This is a genomic window from Lactobacillus gallinarum (assembly GCF_002160635.1).
Classification (GTDB): Bacteria; Bacillota; Bacilli; order Lactobacillales; family Lactobacillaceae; genus Lactobacillus; species Lactobacillus gallinarum.
The window spans coordinates 25,121-46,433 of record NZ_NFKZ01000010.1 but is presented as its reverse complement, the minus strand read 5'-3'; the positions used below and the strand labels follow the sequence as shown (position 1 = coordinate 46,433).

Sequence of the window (21,313 nt, the reverse complement as noted above, 5' to 3'; positions counted from 1 at the left end):
CTTAGAAAAAGGATTAGGCAAGTGGCAGAATCCTAAAATAAAAAAAGCAGCCTAGAAAGGCTGCAGTCCGCTAGCAACTCACGGACTTAAAAGGCTTTGGTAATTAGACGACCTCTATCTGCAATAGTCAAAAGACTACTGCTGGTAAGTCAAGTCCGTATCTAAGCAAGTTGGTGTTCTGGTTAGCACAAGCTAACGAGCCACTAAGCCCTAGACTTCAGTCTAGGGTAGTTGACTATGCATATTTGAAAACTTACTTTCTACACCCGGTTAACTGTTGGCGATCATGTAACAATCATTGGTCCAGCAAACTATTTAACTAATACCATTAAGACAATTGGTTATGAAAAAGTTACTGGAACCAAAACAGATGTTAGCTTCATGTCAATAGGTATCTTGCTTGGTGGCGGTAGTGGTGCATTGTTCGCTGGTCTGAACTTTGGCTAGCTGCAACAAAAGCACCCGATCCTGATATAGCGTTCATTAAAAAGAGAAGCCTAGATCAAGTTGATCTAAGCTTCTTTTTGTATATGCTCATAAATGCATTTTGTTCCAAATAGGGATCTTGATGTCGCCTTTATCGCTCATGGTCATCACGGTAATTGAGGCATTCTTTGGACCGGGTACAAGAGGGATGTTATCGCCGTAACGGTACCACAAGCTTCTAATAGTAAAGCCATGGGTAACCAACAAGATGTTTTCAGCTCCATCAAGTTCACCGATCATCTTTAAACCATTTTCCATGCGAGACCAATATTCTTCAGCATCTTCTGCTTGGTGGTATGGGTCAGCTTCTTTGATCCAATCTTTAATGGTATCGATACTTTCATGTTTAAACATTTCTTGTCTAGTAGCGTAGCCGTGACTGCCACCGATCATGCGCCAAGCCATTTCAGAATCCATTCCTTCAAAATAGCCATAGAATTGTTCTCTGAAAAATGGACTGGCAATATGCTGCAATTCATCTTTGTTAACGTTGTATTTCATGATCGTTTCGCAGGTGTCGCTAGCTCTTTTTAAATCACTAGATAAGGCAATGTCAAAAGAAACGTCGTGCAATGCCTTGCCAGCTTCTTCGGCACCTTCAATTCCTGCAGTAGTTAGTGGGGTATCACACCAACCTTGCATCTTGTTATAACGATTGATATAAGTTTGACCATGACGGACAATATAGATTCTTTTCATAATTTTCTCCTCATCAAAAAACTCCTCTTTATTTTAGAAAAAAGAGAGGAGTAATTAAAGTTAATTGTTTTCGTGGTAGATTTTTCTCAATTTTTTGATATCTTGTGGCTGAATGGTGTAAATTGATCCTTTAGGATACATGACTGAAACGCTGTTGGTGTGATTTAAACCAATCGCATGTCCTAGTTCATGTTCAGCGGTGTTGATAATTCGATTATTGCTGTAACCGTACCACTCATTTTGCAAGTAATAGCGGTTGAGATGAACATCTGCCTTTAATAAATGTCCAGTTGCTGGATTATAAGTTGTAGCCGTTTCACCAGCAGCATTTGTGTCGCTATCATCCACAATGCTGATAACGATTTGTGCCTTCTTTTTATTACTAATTTGGTGAAAAGTGAAGGCTCCGGTTCGATTCCAAGCATTCATGGCATCGATTGCAGCCGAACGTAACTGTAAGTTATTTTTGACATCTAAGTAAACATTTGCTTTCGGTTTTGACCATGTCCGGTTTTCAAAGGTATCATCATCTTTTGCTTTATCAGTTCTGGTAGAAGTGTCTTTATCGCCTAATTTAGGCGGGGTAGTAGTTCCATTTTTTAATAATTGCTGAATGCGATAATTTAATGTAGTCAGAGAATCTTGCGTTGCCATGCGCATGTTAGAATCATTTTTATAAGACCAAACGGCAAAGGCGAGTACTGCAAGCAAGAAAATATTTCTGATGATTCTAAAAAACGTTCTCATAATTTTCAACTCCAATGTTGAAATTATAATCTTCAAATCTTAAGTTTTCATCTATTTTTACTTGTATTTTGCCTATGAGCGTGCAGACTACTATAAAAGCGCTACTCATGATAAAAAAGCGCTACTCATGATAAAATAGAATGCGAGTTTTTAAAGAAAAGGTGATTAAATGACCACAGCAAAAAATGAAAATAGTGAAGAAGCACTTGAACAAAAACACCTTGATAATATTATGAAACAAATCAAGGAACGTGAAAAATCTTTAAAAAAATCAATTAAATCCGCTGAAGGCGAAGCTAGAAATCTTAATTCACACTTCTTTGATGATGTTAAGTTGGATTATGATGGTTACTCGACTTCAATGGAAACCGCCTTGTCGATTCATCAACAGCAGCAATTATTAAGTGAACGCGAACATGCTTGGCAGCATTCAGCTAAGCAATTGGATACCGTTGAAAGGCTGGAAAAACGGCCATATTTTGCTCGAGTTGATTTTAAAGAGCAAGGGGAAAAGAAGCCTGAAACTATTTATATTGGTTTGGGATCTTTTGCAGATAAAAACGATCACTTTTTGATTTATGACTGGCGTGCGCCTATTTCTTCAATTTATTACGATGGTAAGTTAGGTGAAGTATCTTATAATTCGCCAGAAGGCAAAATTACCGTTGATATGACTAAGAAACGCCAATTCATGATTGAAGATGGCAAGATTGTCAACATGTTTGACACCAATGAGTCAATCGGTGACCAAATGCTTTTAGAGGTTTTATCTGAAAAATCATCAACTCAGATGAAATCAATCGTAACTACGATTCAACAAGAACAAAATAAGATTATTAGAAATACTAGTGCTGACTTGCTTTTCGTTCAAGGTGCTGCAGGTTCTGGTAAAACTAGTGCAATTTTGCAAAGAATTGCATTCCTGCTTTATCGTTACCGTGGTAATTTGACTTCTAGTGATGTTATCATGTTCAGTCCTAACCAATTGTTTAATGACTATATTAAGAATGTTTTGCCTGAAATGGGTGAACAAAATATGGTACAGATGACTTACTGGCAATTTGTTGCCCGCCGGCTTCCAGGGATGAATGTGGAAAACCTGTTTAAACAATTTGAAGATCAAAATGCGGATACTAATATTAGTAAATTTAAGGATTCGGTTAACTTCTTTAATTTGGTAACACGTTATGCAAAGCATTTAAATAAACGCGGTGTAGTCTTTAAGAATATTTATTTCCATGACAAGAAGAAGCCTTACTTTGATAAGGAAAAGATCAAGGAAATCTATTACTCATATAACGAGAATTACAATTTGGCTAACCGCATTGATGCAACGCGTGAAGAATTGATTAAGATGCTTAATCGCAAGATCGCGCCAGAAGCTAGAAAAGCTTGGGTTGCTCGCACAATTGAAGGGATGAGTCAATCTGAGTTAAATGAATTGTACGATCGACCTGATCAAGAATTTGAATCAGAAGCTAAGGAAGAGGCATTCTTAGGCAGAAAGATTGTGCTTAAGGCATTGAAGGGCGTGCACAAGCGTATTTTGCACAATCACTTTATCAATATGCGTGCGCAATACTTAAGCTTCTTGCGTGCTGTACCTAAGATGGTTGATTTAGCTAAGTGGAATATCGATGAAGAAGACTGGATGCATCATATTGATGAAGTTAAGGAAAATTTCAAGAAGCATGATATTGCAATCACTGATGTTTCTGCTTATCTTTACTTGTATGATTTAATTACTGGTCGTAGAACTGATTATGAAATGCGGTATGCTTTCATCGACGAAATTCAAGATTATACGCCATTCCAATTGGCCTACCTTAAATATAATTTCCCACGTGCCAAATTCACGATGCTCGGTGATTTGAATCAGGCTATTTTTACTAAGGATGAAAGCCGCAGTTTGCTCAAGCAGATTTCAGGTTTATTTGATCCAGAAAAAATCGATGTGGTCCAACTTACTAAGTCATATCGTTCGACTAAGCAACTGACTAACTTTACCAAGCAGATTTTGCGTCAAGGTGAAAAGATCGAAGCCTTTAACCGTCAAGGTCCAAAGCCTGTGATTTGGGGTAGAGATAGCGATGAACAGGCAATTGATGTTTTAGTCGATGTTTTACGTGATAATGAAAAGCGCAAGATGACTACTGCTATCATTACGAAGGATTTGACTGGTGCTAAATTTGTCCATGAAAAGTTGAGCGAAAAAGGTGAAAAATCCACTTTGATTGCGACGGCTAACCAGCGTTTAGTTGATGGCACCTTGGTTATTCCATCATATTTGGCTAAAGGACTAGAGTTTGATGCTGTAGTTATGTGGGGCGCAAATAAAAAGAATTATCATCAATTAGATGAAACGCAACTTGTTTACACGATTACATCTCGTGCTATGTACAAGTTAGACGTGATTTACACTGGTGAAAAGAGTCCGCTTTTAGATGTGGATCCAGTTACTTATGAAGAAAAGTAATTAATAGATAATTGACAAATACTAATTAATCTTATAAGATTTATAGCAATATTAAAAACAACTTAGAACAGAAGCAGTAAGGCTAGCTGCGGTAATAGAGAGTTTCTGATGGTGGAAATGAAACACGAGCTAATCCGAAGTCACATCTGTGAGTTGATTTTCTGAATTGAGTAGGAAGACCCGGGATAGCCCGTTATAGCTAAAGGTTGATTATTAACTTATTGAGGCAGGTTATGTGAATAGCCTGTGAATATGAGGTGGAATCGCGATTTCATTCGCCCTCGTAGCCAATTGGCTATGGGGGGTTTTTTTTAAGATAATCAACCTAGTGAGGCATTTTGCGTGAGCAGATGCGAAGATGAGGTGGAAACACGATCAGTTCGTCCTCTTAGGTTAGTCCTAAGAGGGCTTTTTTATTAGAAAAATGCAGGTGAGGATATGTCATTAAAATATATTGGAGAAATTTTACCAGCCCTTTTTAACGGCGCAACGATGACGCTTAGTATTTTCTTTTGGACTATTATTTTGGCAACGCCGCTCGGAATCTTAGTTTCACTTGGAGAAATGAGCAAAATTAAGCCAATTAAATGGCTAGTTAATTTTTACGTTTGGATTATGCGGGGGACACCACTATTATTGCAATTGATTTTTGTATTTTATGGTTTACCAATTATCCATATTGTATTTCCACGTTATCAGGCAGCGCTTCTTGCCTTTGTGTTAAATTATGCTGCATATTTTGCGGAAATCTTCCGGGGTGGTTTTCAATCAATTGATAAAGGACAATTTGAAGCCGCAAAAGTGTTACGCTTGAATCGCTGGCAAACAATGACCAAGATTGTCATTCCCCAGGTAATCAAAATTGTCTTACCTTCAATTGGTAACGAAGTGATCAACTTGGTTAAGGACTCATCACTTGTTTATGTGATCGGCTTAGGCGATTTACTTCGAGCAGGTAATGTAGCAATGGCGCGTGATGTAACGCTGATACCATTAGTTTTAGTAGGCGTAATTTATCTACTTTTAATTAGTATTTGTGCTTTTGTTTTGAAAAAGTTGGAAAAGCACTTCTCTTATTACAGATAGTGACAGGTGGATTAAATGTTAGAAGTAAAAAACTTATACAAAGAATTTAAGAATCGACCAATTTTAAAAGATATCTCTTTTACTCTAAAAGATGGGGAAATCATGACCATTGTTGGTCCATCTGGTGCGGGGAAAACCACGCTTCTTAGAATTATTGCCGGTCTTGAAACCAAGGATAGCGGCGAAATTTTAATTGATGGTCAAGCTTATGATTCAGGTAAAGTTGGCGTGGTATTTCAGGATTATAATCTTTTCCCTAACTTGAATGTGTTGCAAAATATTACCCTGGCACCGACGATGGTACTTAAGGAGAGCAAGGAAGAAGCTAATAAGAAGGCTTATGAATTGCTTAATCGTTTGCAAATGAATGGCCGTGAGAAGCAATATCCTTATGAATTGTCTGGTGGACAAAAGCAGCGTGTCGCCATTGCACGGGCCTTGGCAATGAAGCCACGGATTCTCTGTTATGATGAACCAACATCAGCGCTTGATCCTAATTTGCGCAAAGAGGTTGAGAGGATGATCTTAGGTCTGAAAAAATCCGGGTTAACGCAATTAATTATTACGCACGACTTGCAGTTTGCAGAGAATGTGGCAGATCAGATGTTAAAGGTTCAACCATTAAGTGAGGGATAAGCTCATGAAAAAATGGATAATAGCAATTATTGGAATTCTAGTACTGACTTTAACTGGATGCGCTAAGTCCAATAATGCTGATACGTGGCAAACAATGGAAAAGAATAAGCAAGTGGTCATCGGTTTAGATGATAGCTTTGTGCCAATGGGATTTGAGAAGAAAAATGGCCAACTTACAGGTTACGATATTGATTTAGCAAGAGCCGTTTTTAAGGAGTATGGCATTAAAGTTAGTTTTCAAACGATCGACTGGTCGATGAACGTAACGGAACTGCGTAACGGCACTATTGATTTGATTTGGAACGGCTACAGTATTACGCCTGAGCGCAAGAAGAAGGTTGCTTTTAGTCGTCCATATTTGCGTAATCGTCAAGTTTTGGTTGTAAAGAAAAATAGCGGCATCGACAATTTTGCGCAGATGAAGAAGTATGAATTGGGGATGCAAACTGGTTCAACCGCGGAGCAGTGGTATGAGACTAAGCAGAATGTCTTGCATGCTAAAAAAACAATTTTGTACGATACAATTTCTAATTCATTCTTAGATTTAAATTCAGGTCGTATCCAAGGAATCTTGCTTGATGAAGTTTACGCCGATTACTACATTGCACACATGGCTAAGAGTAGCGAGTATAAGGTGATACAAAATGACCGTGTACCTATGGATCTGTTTGCGGTCGGGATGCGTAAAGATGATAAGACTTTGCAAAAAAAGCTCAACGAGGGCTTGGCTAGATTGCAGAAAAATGGTAAGTTAAGACAAATTAATGAGGAATGGTTTGGTAAAGATAGTAATTATTTAGGAAAGTAACGATGAATAATAATTTTTCTTTTAAAAAGATTGATGAAATGACGAGCAGAGAAATGTTTGCCGTAGCTCGCCTGCGTAATGAAACTTTTGTAGCAGAACAAAAAATTACATTGCCAGATTTAGATGATCAAGATTTAACAGCAGTTCAATTTTTTTTGCTAAATGAAAAACAGACGGATGCCCTTGCAACATGTCGTCTGTTTGTGGAAAAAGATAAATGGATGCTGGGCCGCGTTGCAGTTTCAAAGAAAAGTCGCGGCCAAAGCTTAGGTAAGAAAATGCTGCTAGCTGTGCATAATTATTTAAAAGAGCAAAATGCCTCAGCCTTGTATTGTCATGCTCAAATGCATGTTAAGCCATTCTATGAAAAATTAGGTTATCAAACATGCGGCGAGCCATTTGATGAGGGCGGCGTTGAGCATATTATGATGAAGAAGAGCTTGAGTTAATCAAGTTCTTTTTTGATTGCTGGCATAATTTGGTTAACTAAAAATTCGTTGCCTTTGTCTGTTAGATGCTGTCCATCTTTTTGATAGTATGTCGAAATGGCCTTGAGCTTTCTAAAGGCGGGTAAGATATCCACAAATTGTGCACTGTGCTTTTCTGCAACCTTTTTAGCAATGCCGTTGAAAAGATCTAATCTTTCATCTCCGTAAAATTGGTTAATTTCACTGTTGGTAGGATCAGGATAACAGAGGCCAACAACTATGGCTTTGCCTACTTGGGTGAGAACTTCATTTAGATTGCGCTCATAACTTTCTGGGCGAATTCCCCAGCCGGTTGCGGCATCATTATTACCGTATTCAACTACAACTAAATCTCTTTTTTGAGGAATTAAATGCAAATAATCTATTGCTTCAACGGTAGTGGCACCACTTTTAGAGATGTTTTCCACCTGTGCATAATCTTTTAACTCTTTTTGAAATAGATTAGTAACTAAATCTGTGTCTTGACCATCGCGAAAGCCGTTAAAGATAGAATCACCGAATAAAATTATTTTTTTCATAATTTAATGCCTTTCAATTATAATAAGTAAGTGTATGTAAAAGAAAAAATGGATAATAGCAATGAAAAATTATACGAGTTTTGAAAGAAATGAATGGGCTAAACTAGCTCCAAAAAATAAAGTAAATATTACTAAAGAAGAATTAACACAAATCAAGTCACTAGGCGATGTAGTCGATTTGACCGATGTGCATGAAATTTATACTAGCCTAATTAGCTATCTACATTTAGTTTATCAGGATAAACAACAAGCGCGCCAAGCTCAGATTAGATTTTTGCATAAATCTTTTGAACCAGCACCGTTTATCATCGGTATTTCAGGTTCGGTAGCTGTAGGAAAGTCGACTACGGCGCGTCTTTTGCAGCTACTTTTGCAAAGAACTTATCCCAATCTCAAAGTACATTTAATGACCACGGATGGTTTTATTTATCCAAATAAAGAATTGGAGCGTAAGGGATTAATGTCACGCAAGGGATTCCCTGAAAGCTATAATATGGCCTTATTAAGTGACTTTTTGTGGGATGTTTTAAGTGGTAAAAAGGATATTGTTTACCCACTTTATTCACAAGAATTGAGCGATATTGTTCCTGGAAAATATGGTCATGTTAAGAACCCAGATATTTTAATTATTGAAGGGATCAATACTCTACAACTACCGGAAAGTGGACAAGTTGTGACTAGTGACTTTTTTGATTTTTCAATTTATATCGATGCGGAAGAAGATTTAATTGAAAAATGGTATATGCAACGATTCCAAAAAGTATTGAAATTGAATAAAAACAAGCCTGATAATTTTTATTATCAAATGGCTAATGGACCGCTAGATCAAGCGATGCAGTTTGCCGAAGAAGTATGGCAAATGGTCAATTTAGTAAACCTTCGTGAATACATTGCTCCAACTAAAGAACGTGCAAGCCTAATTTTGCATAAGACTGATGGACATTTAATTGACAAGATTTATTTGAGACATATTTAGTTTGTTATAATCTATGTGTAGATAAGGAGAATTTTATGCAAGCAATTAATTTGAAAAAAGGCATGATTTTTAGTCAAGATGGTAAGTTAATTAAGGTTTTAAAGGCTAACCACCATAAGCCAGGTAAGGGTAACACCGTTATGCAAATGGATTTGCGTGACGTTAAGAGCGGTGCTGTTGTCCACAAGACTATGCGTCCAACTGAAAAAGTAGATTTAGTTGATATCACTAAGAGAACTGCACAATACCTCTATGGTGAAGGCGATGTTTATACCTTTATGGATACTGAAACTTATGATCAATACGAAGTTTCTGCTGACCAATTAGGTGATGATGTTAAGTTTTTAATGCCTAACATCATGGTAGATATGGAATTCACTGGTGACAACAAGATTATCGGTATTGAATTGCCATCAACTGTTGAAATGACTGTTAAGGAAACTCAACCAGAAATTAAGGGTGCTACTGTTGCTGGTGGTGGTAAGCCAGCTACAATGGAAACAGGTTTGGTTGTTCAAGTTCCTGACTTCATTAAGGAAGGCGAGAAGTTGATTATCGGTACTGAAAATGGTGATTACAAGTCACGTGCCGACAGTCAACCGAGATAAAAATAGGCAGAAAAAAAGCTCTCGAAAGAGAGCTTTTTATTTTGCACTTTATTGTTTCCAAGCGGCATCAAATTTTTGCTTACCGTTGTCAATTTGGCTGTTAACATTTTGACCTTTTTGAGCTGCGGATAAGATGTTTTGCATAATGCTGTTTAATTGGTTGTAGGCAGCATTAGAGTTCTGTTTAGCTGGAACACTGTAGAGGTGCTTCATTGCTGCTTTCAACTTAGTAGGCATCTTGATGTTCTTGTTATCAAGGAATTCCTTGTCGTCAAGTACGCCATTGTTAACTGGAATGTAACCAGTAGCATTTGCCCACTTAAGTTGTGAGGATTCAGAAGTTAAGAATTTCATGTACTTGAAGGCGGCAGCTCTTTGCATTGATGAAGCTTCTTTAAACATGTAGATGTCAGTACCTTGTTGCATGGTGTATTTGCCAGGACGAGGAGCAACATCGTAAGTAAACTTGTTGCCAACACCTTGTTTTACAAAGCCTTCACCTGCAGAAGTACCGATGAACATTGCGACTTTTTCGTTAGCAAATGGACCAGATAAGTAGTGTTCAGAACCAGCTACACGGAAGTAGCCTTTCTTTACACCTTATGCATAGTAATTGATAACTTTCTTTGAAGCAGCACCAGTGAAATTAATCTTGTCGGTAAAGTTAATGCCTTCATCCTTCATGCCAAGAGTGTAGTAGTTAGCTAATGAATCAAGGCCAGCACCAACTACCTTGTGGTTACTCTTCTTGTAGATAGTTTCAGAAACTTGTTTGAGTTCCTCCATTGTTGTAGGAACTTTTTTAATGCCATATTTCTTGAACATAGTCTTGTTGTAAGTCAAAGATTCGATAGATTTGTTAAATGGAATACCATATTGGGTACCTTTAATTTAGGCACCATCTAACAATTCAGTTCGAATATTAGAAGCTTTGGCGCTGCCCCAACCAACATTTTTATTGTTGATGTAAGGAGTTAAATCAACCAACATCTTGTTTTGAGCGGCATTATATAACCAGCCAGGGTAAGCTTGGGTAATTGTTGGCAAATTCTTAGGTGATTGCATAGTAGAATTGATCTTGCCTTGCAAATTAATGTAAGAGCCTTGGTTTTCCAGCTTGATCTTAATGTTAGGATTCTTCTTTTCAAAATCATTAGTTAATTGCTTAAGAGTATTTTCTTGAGCACCATGCATCCCGTGCCAAAATACTACAGTAGTCTTTTTAGTGATTTTAGATGGAATCTTAGCATCATTTGAAGATGAATTGTTTTTACCATTGGAACAAGCAGCTGTACCTACTAACGCAAGGCCGGCTACAGCAAAAGTGATTAATTTTTACCTAGTCTCATTAGTAATCCTCCGATAAATATTTTTATAAGCACTAGCTATTGTAGCGTATTAAATATTAACTACAATATCTTGCATTTTGATAAAAACGTGTTATGGAGGTGAGGATGTCAATTTAGATTGTATATAACAAAAGCTGATTACAATGCTAGGTTGCAATCAGCTAAAAATTTTTTAAATAATATTTTTGTTTAAAGCATCGATTTTTAATTCGCGTTTTTGATTATTATAAATTAGATTGATTTTCCAAATAGCCTTGCCGTCTTCATCGGTTAATTCCCAAAGAATTGGGGTGGCACCGCGTAATTCTCTGAGTGCAACGGCATTGGCCTCTTGCCGAGAAATGGTCTTTTTAAGATTTAATGCTTCTTCTTTGTTGTAATCGTAATCTAAAAGCTGAGTAGATTGTCCCATGATTTTGTTATTGGTTGCATCGAGCTGAATAGTGCAATCTTTTATGGAATCAAAACCAACAATGGTGTAAACATAAGTATCATTTTTTAAGGCTAAAGTAATGGATTTAATCTCGGCGTTTGAATACAAGGATTTGAATTTTTGGATTGCGGAAACTTGACTCATTCTAATTTGGGGCAATTTGTTGCTAGAATAGTTTACATTTTTTGGTAAAACATTCTTAGTGGTTATTGAAAAATTGATAGGCTTTTGTGGTTGTTGCTTGATCCAGAAAATGGTCGAAAATACACCGATTAAAATTCCTGTAACGCCAATTAAAACGGGTTTGATAAATTTCTTCATAATAGTCCTCTGTTGTGTAGTTTTGTTGAATTTATCTAAATTATAAACTATATAATCTAAAAGTGACATAGCGTTACTGTTTGCTTAAAAATTTATTATGTCTTTTGTTGTTATTTTGTAATGTTTATTTTATTGTTGCATTTGCAACAATAATTAATATAATATTCTTAAGGTGAAAAAATGGAAGAAGATATTTTAAGACGAATCGGAACGATTGCCCGTGCTCTGGATTCAATTGCTAATGTTGAGTTTAAGGAGATTGAGCTCAATCGTGGTCAGTATTTGTATTTGACTAGAATTAAGGAAAATCCGGGGATTATTGCTAATCATTTAGCTGAGTTGTTGAGTGTTGATCGTACGACCACTGCTAGAGCTATTCAAAAGCTTGAAAAAAACAGTCTGATTGAAAAGAAGAATGATCAGAAAAATAGAAAGATCAAGCATTTGTTTGTCACGGATAAAGGCGAGAAGTTAGCGCAGAAAATTGAGCAGGAGAATGCCTATTCAAATGAGTTGGCTTTAACAGGATTAGATTCAGTACAGAGAGCGGAATTAACTGCCTTACTGCAGATAGTAGAAAAGAATGTCAGTGCCAATTGGTATTTTGTTAAAAACGGCGGAAAGAGGGAATATTAATGGATTACACAATTAAGTCTATAACAACTAATGATGTGGAGAAGTTGCAAGAAGTATCACGTGAGACTTTCAAGGATACTTTTGATGACTATACTGCTCCAGATGATATGAAGCGATTTTTGAAAGAAGATTATGAAACCAGCAAGTTGATTAAGGAAATAGAAAATCCGAATAGTCGCTTCTTTTTCTTGATGGTGGGCGATGAAGTAGCAGGCTACTTGAAGATTAATGTAGGGGATGCGCAAACTGAGCATTTAAAAGAAAATGCTTTAGAAGTGGAACGCATTTACTTATTGCCAAGTTTTCAACATAAAGGATTAGGTAATGTGTTGCTAGATTATGCAGAAGATACGGCAAGAAAAGAGGGCTATGATTATATGTGGCTTGGCGTTTACGAAAAGAATATTAATGCCCAACATTTCTACAAGCATCATGGTTTTGAAAAGGTAAGCGAGCATACTTTTCAAGTTGGCAGCGATCCACAAACTGACTGGTTATTACTTAAAAAATTGTAATAGAAAAGAGGTCCAATTTGGACCTCTTTTTTAGTCGTTATCATCGCCATGATCGCGATCAGTTCTCACAACGTCTTTGCTAGTGGCATTAATCTTAACTTCAGTTGACTTAGTGCCATCGCTTACTTCAACATCCCAGTAAGCCTTGCCATCGTCTTCATCGAGTTCAAGATTCCATTCTTTACTTACGCCGTTAGCATGTTTTTCCGCAATCTTAGTTGCTTCATCACGGCTGATTACGCTATCAAGATCAAGCGCTTTTTGGTGACGATCGTCTAAGTCAAGCTTTTCAGAATGTGAATGTAACAACTTGCCAGTATCGGCGTTAATTGTTGCAGTATATTCATTAGTCTTGTCAAAACCGTCGATTTCATAAACGTAGGTACCGTTTTCTTGCTTCAAATCAATACTCTTAATTTTCTTGTTAGGGTATTTTTCATTGAATTTGTTTAAAGCTTCGCTTTGACTGAGATCAATTTTAGTTCTCTTAAGCTTGGTTTCGTTTTGCTTAACTGTCTTCTTAGTATTCTTCTTTGACTTTTCAACCTTAGAAGATTGGGTTGATTCACTGTGATCATTGTTGCTACATGCAACAGTACCAACAGCTAAAGCGCCAATTAAGGCAGCACCAGCGGTGAGTTTAGTTAATTTATTCATACACATTTCTCCTGACACATTTACATCAATATCATTTTCTATATCATGATATTAATTATACGCGCTTACGAGAAATAAGTATAGATAAAAATGACATATTGTCACTGATTTATGTATTTCTTAATGAAATTAAGGGATTGCTTATTGATATTAGATAATGCCGTAGCCGCGAACTGGATTAGAAGAACATTCGTTGAAGTTATATTCAGCAAGTTTTTCAAATTCAGTATTACCATCGATGATCGTGGTTACGCCTTGAGCGATCATCAGATTCATTTTCTTCTCTTTTTCAGGATGCTCAGTAAATGGCACCAAGATTACCGGCTTGTGCATGGCACGCATGAAGCCAATCTCAAAGGCAGAACCATCATCCAATTGATCCATATCATATAAAAATACGCCGCAAGTGGCATTTGAAATACCAGTTAAATCATTTTGGTAAGTCGCATCCCGCCAAACCATGCTTCTGATACCGCCGATTTCAGGATTCTTTTCGTCCGGATCGGTGAAACCATCATCAAAGGGGAAGAAGACATGCGCGATGCTTGGATTCTTTGCTAACAACTCTTTTGCCTTGGCTGCTCTTTCTCTTTGAGCATCGCTGTAAAATGGTGAACCTAAATAAATTTTTCCTGTTGGAACTACTGCTTTCATAATTTTTCTCCATCATAGTTAATTTAAAAATTAGTTTGATTTTAGCACATTTAGATTAAAGAAAATAATCGCTTTTTCTCCGCATTTGAGCAAAAGGCGGCAGTAACCGCGTTTAAATAGAGTTGTTTTTCGTCGGCTCGAGTTAACCCCGTCTTTTCTTCTAACAGTTGGTATTCATGGGGTAAGTCGATGTTAGAAACGGTCATGTCATCAGAATTGAGCGTGACGTTAACGCCCTGATTGAGCAACTTTTTAACAGGGTAGTGGTCAATTTGATCAAATACTTTAGTATTCAAATTTGAGGTAGCGCAACATTCTAACGTGATCTTGTTTTGGATGAGCTCTGCTACTAGCTGCGTATCTTCAATGCAGCGGATGCCGTGGCCGATGCGCCTGGCTCCTAAATCTAACGCTTGGTAAATCGACTCTGGGCCCATCGCTTCGCCTGCATGAATGGTGAAAGGAATGCTGTTTTGACTAGCAAGATTAAACAAAGAAGTATAATTGCTGATGGCAAAGGTGGGCGTTTCGGCTCCAGCTAGATCTAAGCCACTGACGCCACGGTCCAGAAAATGCTTAGCTACAGTGATCGTTTCTAGGTTCTGGTCATAATTATGAGGTAGTCGCATCAGGCACAGCAGCAGATTAGCATGTAGCTCTGGCTGACTAGAGGAATGCATTTTTTGCCAATTAAAAAACTGGTTTAAGCCGCTAATCGCTGCGCGCACTACTTCCTCTTGAGTCAGACCTTGCTCAGTATGAAGCTGGGGCGCAAAACGAATCTCGACGTAAACCAGTCCCTGTTTCTTTATTTTTTTAGCAAACTAAATACAATCAGTTGCAGATCAGCTGCCGTTTGCATTAAATGAACGGGAAAAGCAAATTTCTCCAGAAATTCATTTAAATCACGGCAGTCAGGACCCACCGATAGTTTTTGCCGCAGAATTTGATCATCAATAGTAGGCAGACCATGGATGGTCATTAACTCTTTGATAGTGGTAAATGGTACGGAACCATCTAGGTGAAGGTGTAAATCAATCAGTTTCCTCATATTGTCATCCCCTTAAATATGTTAAATTGTTCTAATTCTAGCATATTAGGGAGAAAAAAGAAGCCCAAATTGGACTTCTTTTCAATCTTTATTCACCTTTAAAAGTGCCGTTTTCAACTTCACGAATGAAGTCAGCTAAGTGCTTGTAGTATACGTCTGGGTTATCAACCATGTGGTGGTGACCACCATCTGGAGTAGTAACCAAGCGTGAGTTAGGAATTTCCTTTTGCATAATCTTAGCAGTAGAAATCGGCATAGTTTCATTTTCACCAAAGGTAAGCAAAGTAGGAACCTTGATGTTCTTCAATTGATCTCTGAAGTGCCAGTCCTTCAACTTACCAGTGATGACAAATTCGTTATCACCTTGGAATGCGTGGTAAACAGCACTACCGCCGATATCCTTCAAGTGGTAAAGCTTAGAAGGTTGCTTACGGTCAACGAAGTTAATGTTCAAGATTTGGACATCATCTTGGTAACGTTGGTTGTCGTAGTCATTGTTCTTTTCGCATTCATGCATAAAGTCGATTTCAGTCTGTGGAAGAATTTCTTGTCTTCTTCTATTAACTGAAGCAACGTATTCATCGATTTCGTCAACCATGGATGAAATGATGGCACCCTTTAAATGTTGACCATATTTAACTGCGTATTCTTGAACAAGAAGTCCACCCCAGCTTTGACCAATTAAATAAAAGTTATCGAGGCCAAGCTTTTCACGGACTTCGTCAACTTCGTCTAAGAAGTATTCGTAAGTCAAATATTTTTTAGCGATTTCAGGATCAGAATAATCAGGTTGATCTGAATAAAGAGAACCCAATTGATCGTACATGGTAACTTGAACGTTAAGACCTTGCTTCTTCAATTGTTCAGCAGTGTCTTCCCAGTATTCGTGGTTGCCGCCAGGACCGCCGTGAAGAGCTAATAAATGAATATCACCTTCACCTTGAGTGTTGGTCCATAAGTGATAACCGTTGTCTAAAGTAATAATTTTAGTACCAGTTTTCATAGAATTTCCTTTCAGTCTTTATTAAAAATAGAATGTATTACATTAATTATCGTATCAGATTGAGAAAAAGACAAGTATGCGGGTATAATGGTTCAAGTATATAAAAAAGGAGAGTTTATGAGTCTTAAATACGCTAAGAAAAGCCAACTAATTAGTTTTACCATTTTGGCTGCAATTAAAGCCTGCAATATTGTCTTTGTAGCTTACATGATCCAAATCATGTTGAATGTGGCTTCATCTGGTTCACATGATTACATGCATTTGATTAGACTGGCTTTATTGACTGCTCTAGGACAAATGTGCTTCATGGCCAGCAACTTTGTTTATGAAACAGTTAAAATGGGAATCATTCGTGATGTCAACATGACTTTGAAGAGAGCTAACCTGCGCTATCTGGTTGATCAGGGGGATCCAGATATTAAGAGTGGCTTGTCACTGATGACCAACGATTTGAAGCAAATTGAAACTAATCGTGTTACTGCTCAATTAGATATGATTTTTCAAGGACTATCATTTTTTGGTGCGATTAGTTTTGCATTTTATAGTTCTTGGCAAATGACTTTAGTATTTTTAGTAGCGACAATTGCACCAGCGTTAGTGCAAATGATTACCAGTCCAATTATTACTAAAAAATCCAAGATCTGGGCTAAAACTAATGCCAATTATACACAGCACGTATCTGATTCATTGAATGGTGCGCAAGCTACTAAGCTTTATAACGTGCGAACAAATATTGTAACGCGTGCCGCAAACGCTGCCCAACAAATGGAAAATGCGTTAAGAAATATGACTTTGACGCAGGCATGGGCACTGGAGTTGATTTATTCAGCTGCGGAACTTTTTTGTTTTATTATTCCATGTACTGTTGGTGGAATATTGATGATGCAAGGCAACTTAAAGGTTGGTACCTTGGTTATGATGGTCGACTTGGCGATGAACTTTATCACGCCAGTCGTAACGCTGTTTAATGAATTTAATCAGGTTAAATCAACAGTGCCGATGTGGGAAAAGACGCAAACGGCTTTGCAGCACGTGATGAAAGATGATAAGCAAAAGATCAGTCATTTTGAAGGCATGGAAGTTGCGGATTTATCTTATGTTACTAATAGCGATCATAAGCGTATTTTTGACGGTGTAAGCTTGCAGATTAAGCCTGGCGAAAAGGTCTTGCTCATGGCCCCAAGTGGTTGGGGCAAAACGACCTTGTTGCGATTGCTTCTTGGATTAAAGAAGCCGCAAGGTGGTAAGATTTTGCTTAATAATAAGAACGTAACGGGTAATTGGGATGCAGCCCATAACTATTATTCTTATGTCAATCAAAAGCCGTTTATGTTTGATGATACACTTCGCTTTAACATCACATTGGGAAGACAAGTTAGTGATGAGCAATTGAAGCAAGTAATTAATGAAGCAGGACTTGATGAACTGGTGAAAGAACAAGGCTTAGACAAACAAGTCGGTGAAAACGGTAGTGAACTTTCAGGTGGTCAAATTCAAAGAGTAGAAATTGCACGTGCGCTGCTTTCTGGCAGACCAATCTTACTGGCTGATGAAGCAACGAGTGCGCTTGATCCTAAGCTGTCACTTGATATTCACAAGACCTTGCTTAAAAATCCTAAGGTAGCTGTACTTGAGGTGGCTCACAAGATATCACCAGAAGAAAAGGCTATGTTTGATGTAATTATTCATTTGGATAAGCATACAGTTGAAACTAAGATGTAAGGGGTGTTAATCCCTTATTTTTATGTAAATATTTATATAATTTAATATATGATATTCACACAAAGAATATTCCTATAAATGATATCTTTTATTGAAATGTAACCACTTCCACTATATAATCAAAGTAACAATGATAATTCTTTTAGGGGGATGAAATTATGGCTGAGCCCAAATGGTTACACAATATGAATTCTGATGAATATTTAAGAGAAGACTTTGAAGCAAAAGGAAAGTCTAGGTATACAGTTGAAGGTATCGATAAAAATGATCCTGACTGGTTAGACAAGGCTGCTAAGAAGGTTCACGCTGCAGAAGGTGATGACTATGTTAAGCTTGATTCAGGTCTTTTGACAGTAAATCAATTGAATTGGATGCTTCGTAATACGATTGGTGAAATGACCTTTGTTGACGATAATAATCAATTCTTGTGGTACAACCGTCCAGTCAATCCAAATGCAAAGATGAAAGCTAAGCGTACTCCTGATCAAGTTGGGGATAACATGGGTGCAGTTCACCCAGATGTACGTGACGTTATTCCTAATGCTAAGAAGGTTGTTCATGCATTGCGTGAAAAGCAAGATGGTCACGATGATGTTTATATGCCCGTGCCAACCGGTAACTTAAAGCAGTTGGTTTTGCACTACTATAAGCGTGTGGAAGATGATAACGGCAACTATGCTGGTATTTATGAATGGGTACAAGATTTGTATCCATTAGTTAAGTACTTCTGTGAAACTACTGGTCAAAAATTGGTAGTTGATGATGACGCAACAACTGGTGCAACTTATCGTAGAAATTCTGATCCAGATGCAGTCAGTGGTGCTTCTACTAAGGCTGAAAAGGTAGAAAAAACTAAAAAAACAGAAGAACCAGATACTACAACAGGTGCTTCACAACATTAATATTTATCAATAGAAAAACTCATCAATTGACTCAATTTTAGAATCATTGATGAGTTTTTTGTTAATTAATAGGATTGATTTCTTTTACTGCAATCATTATTTCTTCAGTAGTGTTATCGCTAGTGATGTCGTGCTGTGGATATGCAAAGTAAGGAACTATTTGATGATTTTCAGGAATATTTGAATCGATAATTTCTTTTAATCTTTTGTTGCTAATAAATATTGCAGCATTAGCTGGTGCAGAATAATATGCACCAACTTTATTACCATAGGGATCGTAATAATTAATCTCTAAACAGTTAGCTGAATTAATATTTTTAGTAATAGAAGAATTTTGTTCGCTTTTTAGCATATTAAAGCCTCCACTTTATTAATGCGGTTACATTTAAATCTATAGTAACAGTAATTTTTAGTTAATTTTTCTTGTTGATGAATGAGCCTAATGCCGTGATTGTTGCAGCAATACTTGCTAAAACAATGCCTGTAGTAATGAGGTTAGTCTTATCTTCACCAGTTTCTGGAAGTCCAACTTCTTTTGAGGTTTCAGTTACATTTTCATTTTCTACTTCTGCTTTCGGTTTAGTTGTTGTTTCACTAGATTTCTCGTTTACAGCAGTAGGAGTTACCATAAACTTGGAAGAAGTTACTTCTTTTTGATTTTTTTCGATTACATTTTCAGGAAGTGGAGCAATAGCTTCTTCTGTTGATTCTTCTCCAGCTGGTGTTTCATTTTCATCTGTACCATCTAGATCCGATACATCTACAGTTAATGGAGGAGTAAAATCTTCTGTATTGTCAGGAGTTTCCTCTGGTTTAGGTTGTGGAGCAGGAGTATCTGGAGTTGGATTTTCAGGCGCCGGCTCTGGTTCAGGTTCAGGTTTAGGCTCCGGCTTAGGCTTTTCAGGTTCTTCAAATTCTACGAATGGTGGTGTTAAGTCCCAACGGTCTGTTTCACCACTAACAGTAACTTTGTTACCAATAATATTACCGTCAATGTTAACAGCATTTGTAATATGAGCGTTGGTTGCTAGAATACTTCCCAAATGGTAGTCTCCAGCAAAATGTAATTTATTAACATCTGTACCGAAGTTCCAGAGCAATTTATTAAATTGATTTGGAGTTTCAGAAGAACCGCCAATATTATTACCATCAGCATATTCCAGTACAAGGTGAGTTTGAACTGTTAAATCTCCACCTTGAATATTAATTACATTTAAAATAATCATTGGAGCTTCAGCACCAGCAGGAATACCTTTGATCGTAATATTACGTTTGTCGCCTGAAAGGTGTGCGGCATCAATTGTTACATAAATAGGTTCCTTACTGTCGCCAGCATTCTTTATAGCCTCAGAAACATCGATCCAACTATTGTTGAGATCATTAAAATCGGCTTTAACTCCTTCGGTCTGTGCTTGACTAGCCCAGTTATCTGACTTTTGACTTAATTTATCTAGTTCGCCTTGAATATCAATTTTTTGATCGGCTTGAACAATGTGGTTATAAGAAATATCTACTTTTCTCCAGTCAGGTTTTTCTGCAGTTCCATAGTTAACTTCAATTGCTCCATCATTCTCAAATGAACGGTATTCAATGTCTGGTCCAAAGATGACTACTTTGTTGTCACCATCGATTTTGTTAAGTCCATTGAGATTGCCAACATAGTGGATATCACCGTTGGTTAAATTATTGGTTGCATTTGAATTGGTACCAAAATTTGTACCAGAAAGTTTATCTGCAGCAATATTACCTGCAATATGACCATTTTGGGTCACTTCATTACCGAAAATATGGAAGATACCAGCGATACCTAAAGGATGTTTATCTGCCAAATCTTTAATATGATTTGCCAATTCTTCCTTGGTCATTTCATTGATATTTGGTTTATCTTTTTTATTTGTACCTTCTTTAGAAGTATTAATATTATTATTTTGAGATACATTTTCTTCAGATTTTGAATTTATATCTTCAACTGGAGTAGTACTTTCAGCTTCTTCTGTTTGAATTGGTTGCTCAGTATTTTCAGAGTAATTAGCTGAAACTTCAGTATTATCAGTAGTTAAAGTGTTTGCTGTATTATTTTCTACAGGAACATTTTCTTCTACTACTGAAGTTGTATCACTTGTTACTTCATTTGAAGTTGTATCACTTGTTACTTCATTTGAAGTTGTATCACTTGTTACTTCATTTGAAGTTGTATCATCAGTCATTTCATTTTGAATTGCTTCAGAGGCTGCTGAGACAATTGGCGCACTAGGACCAGCTAGTATGCCGAAACTTAATAACACTGCAACAGCACCCTTAGCCAATTTGCGAATAGCAAATTGCGTTTTCTTTGTCTTGAACATTTTTAGTATCTCCGTAGCACATAATTAATATATTCTTTTTCTTTTTTGTATGCATTATATGACATAGTGTCACTTATGAAAATAAAAATAAAAGCGCTTTAAAAAAACTTAACAAATAAAAAATTATGGTACTAACGCAAATCAAAAAAATGTCAATCCTTGTATTTAATTTTGAGTCCACTATACTAGATAACGAT

The 21,313-nt window shown here is 37.0% G+C and carries 20 protein-coding genes, 2 pseudogenes and 1 other annotated feature; of the genes and pseudogenes, 11 read left to right on the top strand and 11 right to left on the bottom strand.

The window, feature by feature from the left end:
• Positions 1-534: 534 nt before the first annotated feature.
• Positions 535-1,185, bottom strand: a complete 651-nt coding sequence (locus tag B5E95_RS05340; protein WP_087235761.1) for a histidine phosphatase family protein — start codon at positions 1,183-1,185, stop codon at positions 535-537.
• Positions 1,186-1,245: 60 nt separating this feature from the next.
• The gene (locus B5E95_RS05335; RefSeq protein WP_087235760.1) at positions 1,246-1,932 is read right to left on the bottom strand and encodes a matrixin family metalloprotease; all 687 of its coding nucleotides are present in this window, start codon (positions 1,930-1,932) and stop codon (positions 1,246-1,248) included.
• A 169-nt stretch (positions 1,933-2,101) separates the two neighbouring features.
• Here B5E95_RS05335 and helD point away from each other — a divergent pair, with 169 nt between their 5' ends.
• The 5 genes from helD to B5E95_RS05310 all read left to right on the top strand — a co-directional run bounded on the left by helD (position 2,102) and on the right by B5E95_RS05310 (position 7,387).
• Positions 2,102-4,408: an RNA polymerase recycling motor HelD gene (helD, locus tag B5E95_RS05330; RefSeq protein ID WP_087235759.1), complete on the top strand. Its 2,307-nt coding sequence runs from the start codon at positions 2,102-2,104 to the stop codon at positions 4,406-4,408.
• Positions 4,409-4,462: 54 nt separating this feature from the next.
• Positions 4,463-4,694: a binding site (T-box leader), on the top strand.
• Between the two features lie 152 nt (positions 4,695-4,846).
• On the top strand, positions 4,847-5,494 hold the full coding sequence (locus B5E95_RS05325; RefSeq protein ID WP_087176386.1) for an amino acid ABC transporter permease: 648 nt from the start codon (positions 4,847-4,849) through the stop codon (positions 5,492-5,494).
• A 15-nt stretch (positions 5,495-5,509) separates the two neighbouring features.
• The gene (locus tag B5E95_RS05320; protein WP_087235758.1) at positions 5,510-6,130 is read left to right on the top strand and encodes an amino acid ABC transporter ATP-binding protein; all 621 of its coding nucleotides are present in this window, start codon (positions 5,510-5,512) and stop codon (positions 6,128-6,130) included.
• Positions 6,131-6,134: 4 nt separating this feature from the next.
• Complete coding sequence (locus B5E95_RS05315; protein WP_087235757.1) at positions 6,135-6,938, top strand: amino acid ABC transporter substrate-binding protein; 804 nt, start codon at positions 6,135-6,137, stop codon at positions 6,936-6,938.
• Positions 6,939-6,940: 2 nt separating this feature from the next.
• Positions 6,941-7,387: a GNAT family N-acetyltransferase gene (locus tag B5E95_RS05310; RefSeq protein WP_087235756.1), complete on the top strand. Its 447-nt coding sequence runs from the start codon at positions 6,941-6,943 to the stop codon at positions 7,385-7,387.
• Here B5E95_RS05310 and B5E95_RS05305 read toward each other — a convergent pair.
• A complete protein-coding gene (locus tag B5E95_RS05305; protein ID WP_087176382.1) occupies positions 7,384-7,944 on the bottom strand; it encodes an SGNH/GDSL hydrolase family protein in 561 nt (186 codons plus the stop codon). The two genes, B5E95_RS05310 and B5E95_RS05305, sit on opposite strands and share 4 nt — an antisense overlap.
• 61 nt (positions 7,945-8,005) lie before the next feature.
• Here B5E95_RS05305 and coaA point away from each other — a divergent pair, with 61 nt between their 5' ends.
• Entirely contained in the window at positions 8,006-8,920 is a 915-nt protein-coding gene (coaA, locus tag B5E95_RS05300; protein WP_087176381.1) for a type I pantothenate kinase, read from the top strand.
• A gap of 35 nt (positions 8,921-8,955) precedes the next feature.
• Positions 8,956-9,528, top strand: coding sequence for an elongation factor P (efp, locus tag B5E95_RS05295; RefSeq protein ID WP_025006006.1), 573 nt, complete (start codon positions 8,956-8,958; stop codon positions 9,526-9,528).
• 48 nt (positions 9,529-9,576) lie between these two features.
• Here the strand turns inward: efp and B5E95_RS05290 are convergent.
• Both B5E95_RS05290 and B5E95_RS05285 read right to left on the bottom strand, forming a co-directional pair.
• Positions 9,577-10,722: pseudogene (locus tag B5E95_RS05290) on the bottom strand (extracellular solute-binding protein).
• A 327-nt stretch (positions 10,723-11,049) separates the two neighbouring features.
• Positions 11,050-11,631 carry a PepSY domain-containing protein gene (locus B5E95_RS05285; protein ID WP_164480600.1) on the bottom strand — a complete coding sequence of 194 codons (582 nt, stop codon included), beginning with the start codon at positions 11,629-11,631 and terminating at the stop codon, positions 11,050-11,052.
• Between the two features lie 180 nt (positions 11,632-11,811).
• Between B5E95_RS05285 and B5E95_RS05280 the strand changes: the two genes are divergently transcribed.
• Both B5E95_RS05280 and B5E95_RS05275 read left to right on the top strand, forming a co-directional pair.
• The gene (locus tag B5E95_RS05280; protein WP_025006004.1) at positions 11,812-12,267 is read left to right on the top strand and encodes a MarR family winged helix-turn-helix transcriptional regulator; all 456 of its coding nucleotides are present in this window, start codon (positions 11,812-11,814) and stop codon (positions 12,265-12,267) included.
• Positions 12,267-12,782 (top strand): GNAT family N-acetyltransferase, encoded by a 516-nt coding sequence (locus B5E95_RS05275; RefSeq protein ID WP_087235755.1) that lies wholly within the window; start codon positions 12,267-12,269, stop codon positions 12,780-12,782. Before B5E95_RS05280 ends, B5E95_RS05275 begins: the two co-directional genes overlap by 1 nt.
• Before the next feature lie 30 nt (positions 12,783-12,812).
• Here the strand turns inward: B5E95_RS05275 and B5E95_RS05270 are convergent, their stop codons facing one another.
• The 4 genes and pseudogenes from B5E95_RS05270 to B5E95_RS05255 form a co-directional block, all read right to left on the bottom strand.
• Positions 12,813-13,439: a PepSY domain-containing protein gene (locus B5E95_RS05270; protein WP_087235754.1), complete on the bottom strand. Its 627-nt coding sequence runs from the start codon at positions 13,437-13,439 to the stop codon at positions 12,813-12,815.
• A 150-nt stretch (positions 13,440-13,589) separates the two neighbouring features.
• Positions 13,590-14,093 (bottom strand): nucleoside 2-deoxyribosyltransferase, encoded by a 504-nt coding sequence (locus tag B5E95_RS05265; protein WP_087235753.1) that lies wholly within the window; start codon positions 14,091-14,093, stop codon positions 13,590-13,592.
• A gap of 50 nt (positions 14,094-14,143) precedes the next feature.
• Positions 14,144-15,144, bottom strand: a pseudogene (gene add, locus B5E95_RS05260) (adenosine deaminase).
• A gap of 88 nt (positions 15,145-15,232) precedes the next feature.
• Positions 15,233-16,147, bottom strand: coding sequence for a prolyl aminopeptidase (locus B5E95_RS05255; RefSeq protein WP_087235752.1), 915 nt, complete (start codon positions 16,145-16,147; stop codon positions 15,233-15,235).
• Positions 16,148-16,264: 117 nt separating this feature from the next.
• Between B5E95_RS05255 and B5E95_RS05250 the strand changes: the two genes are divergently transcribed.
• Together B5E95_RS05250 and B5E95_RS05245 are read left to right on the top strand one after the other, a co-directional pair.
• Positions 16,265-17,869 carry an ATP-binding cassette domain-containing protein gene (locus B5E95_RS05250; protein WP_087176376.1) on the top strand — a complete coding sequence of 535 codons (1,605 nt, stop codon included), beginning with the start codon at positions 16,265-16,267 and terminating at the stop codon, positions 17,867-17,869.
• Positions 17,870-18,027: 158 nt separating this feature from the next.
• Complete coding sequence (locus B5E95_RS05245) at positions 18,028-18,771, top strand: PAS domain-containing protein (RefSeq protein ID WP_087235751.1); 744 nt, start codon at positions 18,028-18,030, stop codon at positions 18,769-18,771.
• A 61-nt stretch (positions 18,772-18,832) separates the two neighbouring features.
• Here B5E95_RS05245 and B5E95_RS05240 read toward each other — a convergent pair whose 3' ends face one another.
• Positions 18,833-19,123 (bottom strand): hypothetical protein, encoded by a 291-nt coding sequence (locus B5E95_RS05240; RefSeq protein ID WP_087235750.1) that lies wholly within the window; start codon positions 19,121-19,123, stop codon positions 18,833-18,835.
• Between the two features lie 61 nt (positions 19,124-19,184).
• Positions 19,185-21,116 (bottom strand): cell surface protein, encoded by a 1,932-nt coding sequence (locus B5E95_RS10765; RefSeq protein WP_143437028.1) that lies wholly within the window; start codon positions 21,114-21,116, stop codon positions 19,185-19,187.
• Positions 21,117-21,313 lie beyond the last annotated feature (197 nt).

What these genes read in the sequence shown, in the direction of transcription:
- efp (WP_025006006.1), top strand. Translation starts at nt 8,956, where the DNA reads ATGCAAGCAATTAATTTGAAAAAAGGCATGATTTTTAGTCAAGATGGT.
- B5E95_RS05280 (WP_025006004.1), top strand. Translation starts at nt 11,812, where the DNA reads ATGGAAGAAGATATTTTAAGACGAATCGGAACGATTGCCCGTGCTCTG.
- B5E95_RS05325 (WP_087176386.1), top strand. Translation starts at nt 4,847, where the DNA reads ATGTCATTAAAATATATTGGAGAAATTTTACCAGCCCTTTTTAACGGC.
- B5E95_RS05305 (WP_087176382.1), bottom strand. Translation starts at nt 7,944, where the DNA reads ATGAAAAAAATAATTTTATTCGGTGATTCTATCTTTAACGGCTTTCGC.
- B5E95_RS05285 (WP_164480600.1), bottom strand. Translation starts at nt 11,631, where the DNA reads ATGAAGAAATTTATCAAACCCGTTTTAATTGGCGTTACAGGAATTTTA.
- B5E95_RS05310 (WP_087235756.1), top strand. Translation starts at nt 6,941, where the DNA reads ATGAATAATAATTTTTCTTTTAAAAAGATTGATGAAATGACGAGCAGA.
- B5E95_RS05245 (WP_087235751.1), top strand. Translation starts at nt 18,028, where the DNA reads ATGGCTGAGCCCAAATGGTTACACAATATGAATTCTGATGAATATTTA.
- B5E95_RS05265 (WP_087235753.1), bottom strand. Translation starts at nt 14,093, where the DNA reads ATGAAAGCAGTAGTTCCAACAGGAAAAATTTATTTAGGTTCACCATTT.
- B5E95_RS05250 (WP_087176376.1), top strand. Translation starts at nt 16,265, where the DNA reads ATGAGTCTTAAATACGCTAAGAAAAGCCAACTAATTAGTTTTACCATT.
- helD (WP_087235759.1), top strand. Translation starts at nt 2,102, where the DNA reads ATGACCACAGCAAAAAATGAAAATAGTGAAGAAGCACTTGAACAAAAA.
- B5E95_RS05340 (WP_087235761.1), bottom strand. Translation starts at nt 1,185, where the DNA reads ATGAAAAGAATCTATATTGTCCGTCATGGTCAAACTTATATCAATCGT.
- B5E95_RS05335 (WP_087235760.1), bottom strand. Translation starts at nt 1,932, where the DNA reads ATGAGAACGTTTTTTAGAATCATCAGAAATATTTTCTTGCTTGCAGTA.
- B5E95_RS05315 (WP_087235757.1), top strand. Translation starts at nt 6,135, where the DNA reads ATGAAAAAATGGATAATAGCAATTATTGGAATTCTAGTACTGACTTTA.
- B5E95_RS05320 (WP_087235758.1), top strand. Translation starts at nt 5,510, where the DNA reads ATGTTAGAAGTAAAAAACTTATACAAAGAATTTAAGAATCGACCAATT.
- coaA (WP_087176381.1), top strand. Translation starts at nt 8,006, where the DNA reads ATGAAAAATTATACGAGTTTTGAAAGAAATGAATGGGCTAAACTAGCT.
- B5E95_RS05240 (WP_087235750.1), bottom strand. Translation starts at nt 19,123, where the DNA reads ATGCTAAAAAGCGAACAAAATTCTTCTATTACTAAAAATATTAATTCA.
- B5E95_RS10765 (WP_143437028.1), bottom strand. Translation starts at nt 21,116, where the DNA reads ATGTTCAAGACAAAGAAAACGCAATTTGCTATTCGCAAATTGGCTAAG.
- B5E95_RS05275 (WP_087235755.1), top strand. Translation starts at nt 12,267, where the DNA reads ATGGATTACACAATTAAGTCTATAACAACTAATGATGTGGAGAAGTTG.
- B5E95_RS05255 (WP_087235752.1), bottom strand. Translation starts at nt 16,147, where the DNA reads ATGAAAACTGGTACTAAAATTATTACTTTAGACAACGGTTATCACTTA.
- B5E95_RS05270 (WP_087235754.1), bottom strand. Translation starts at nt 13,439, where the DNA reads ATGAATAAATTAACTAAACTCACCGCTGGTGCTGCCTTAATTGGCGCT.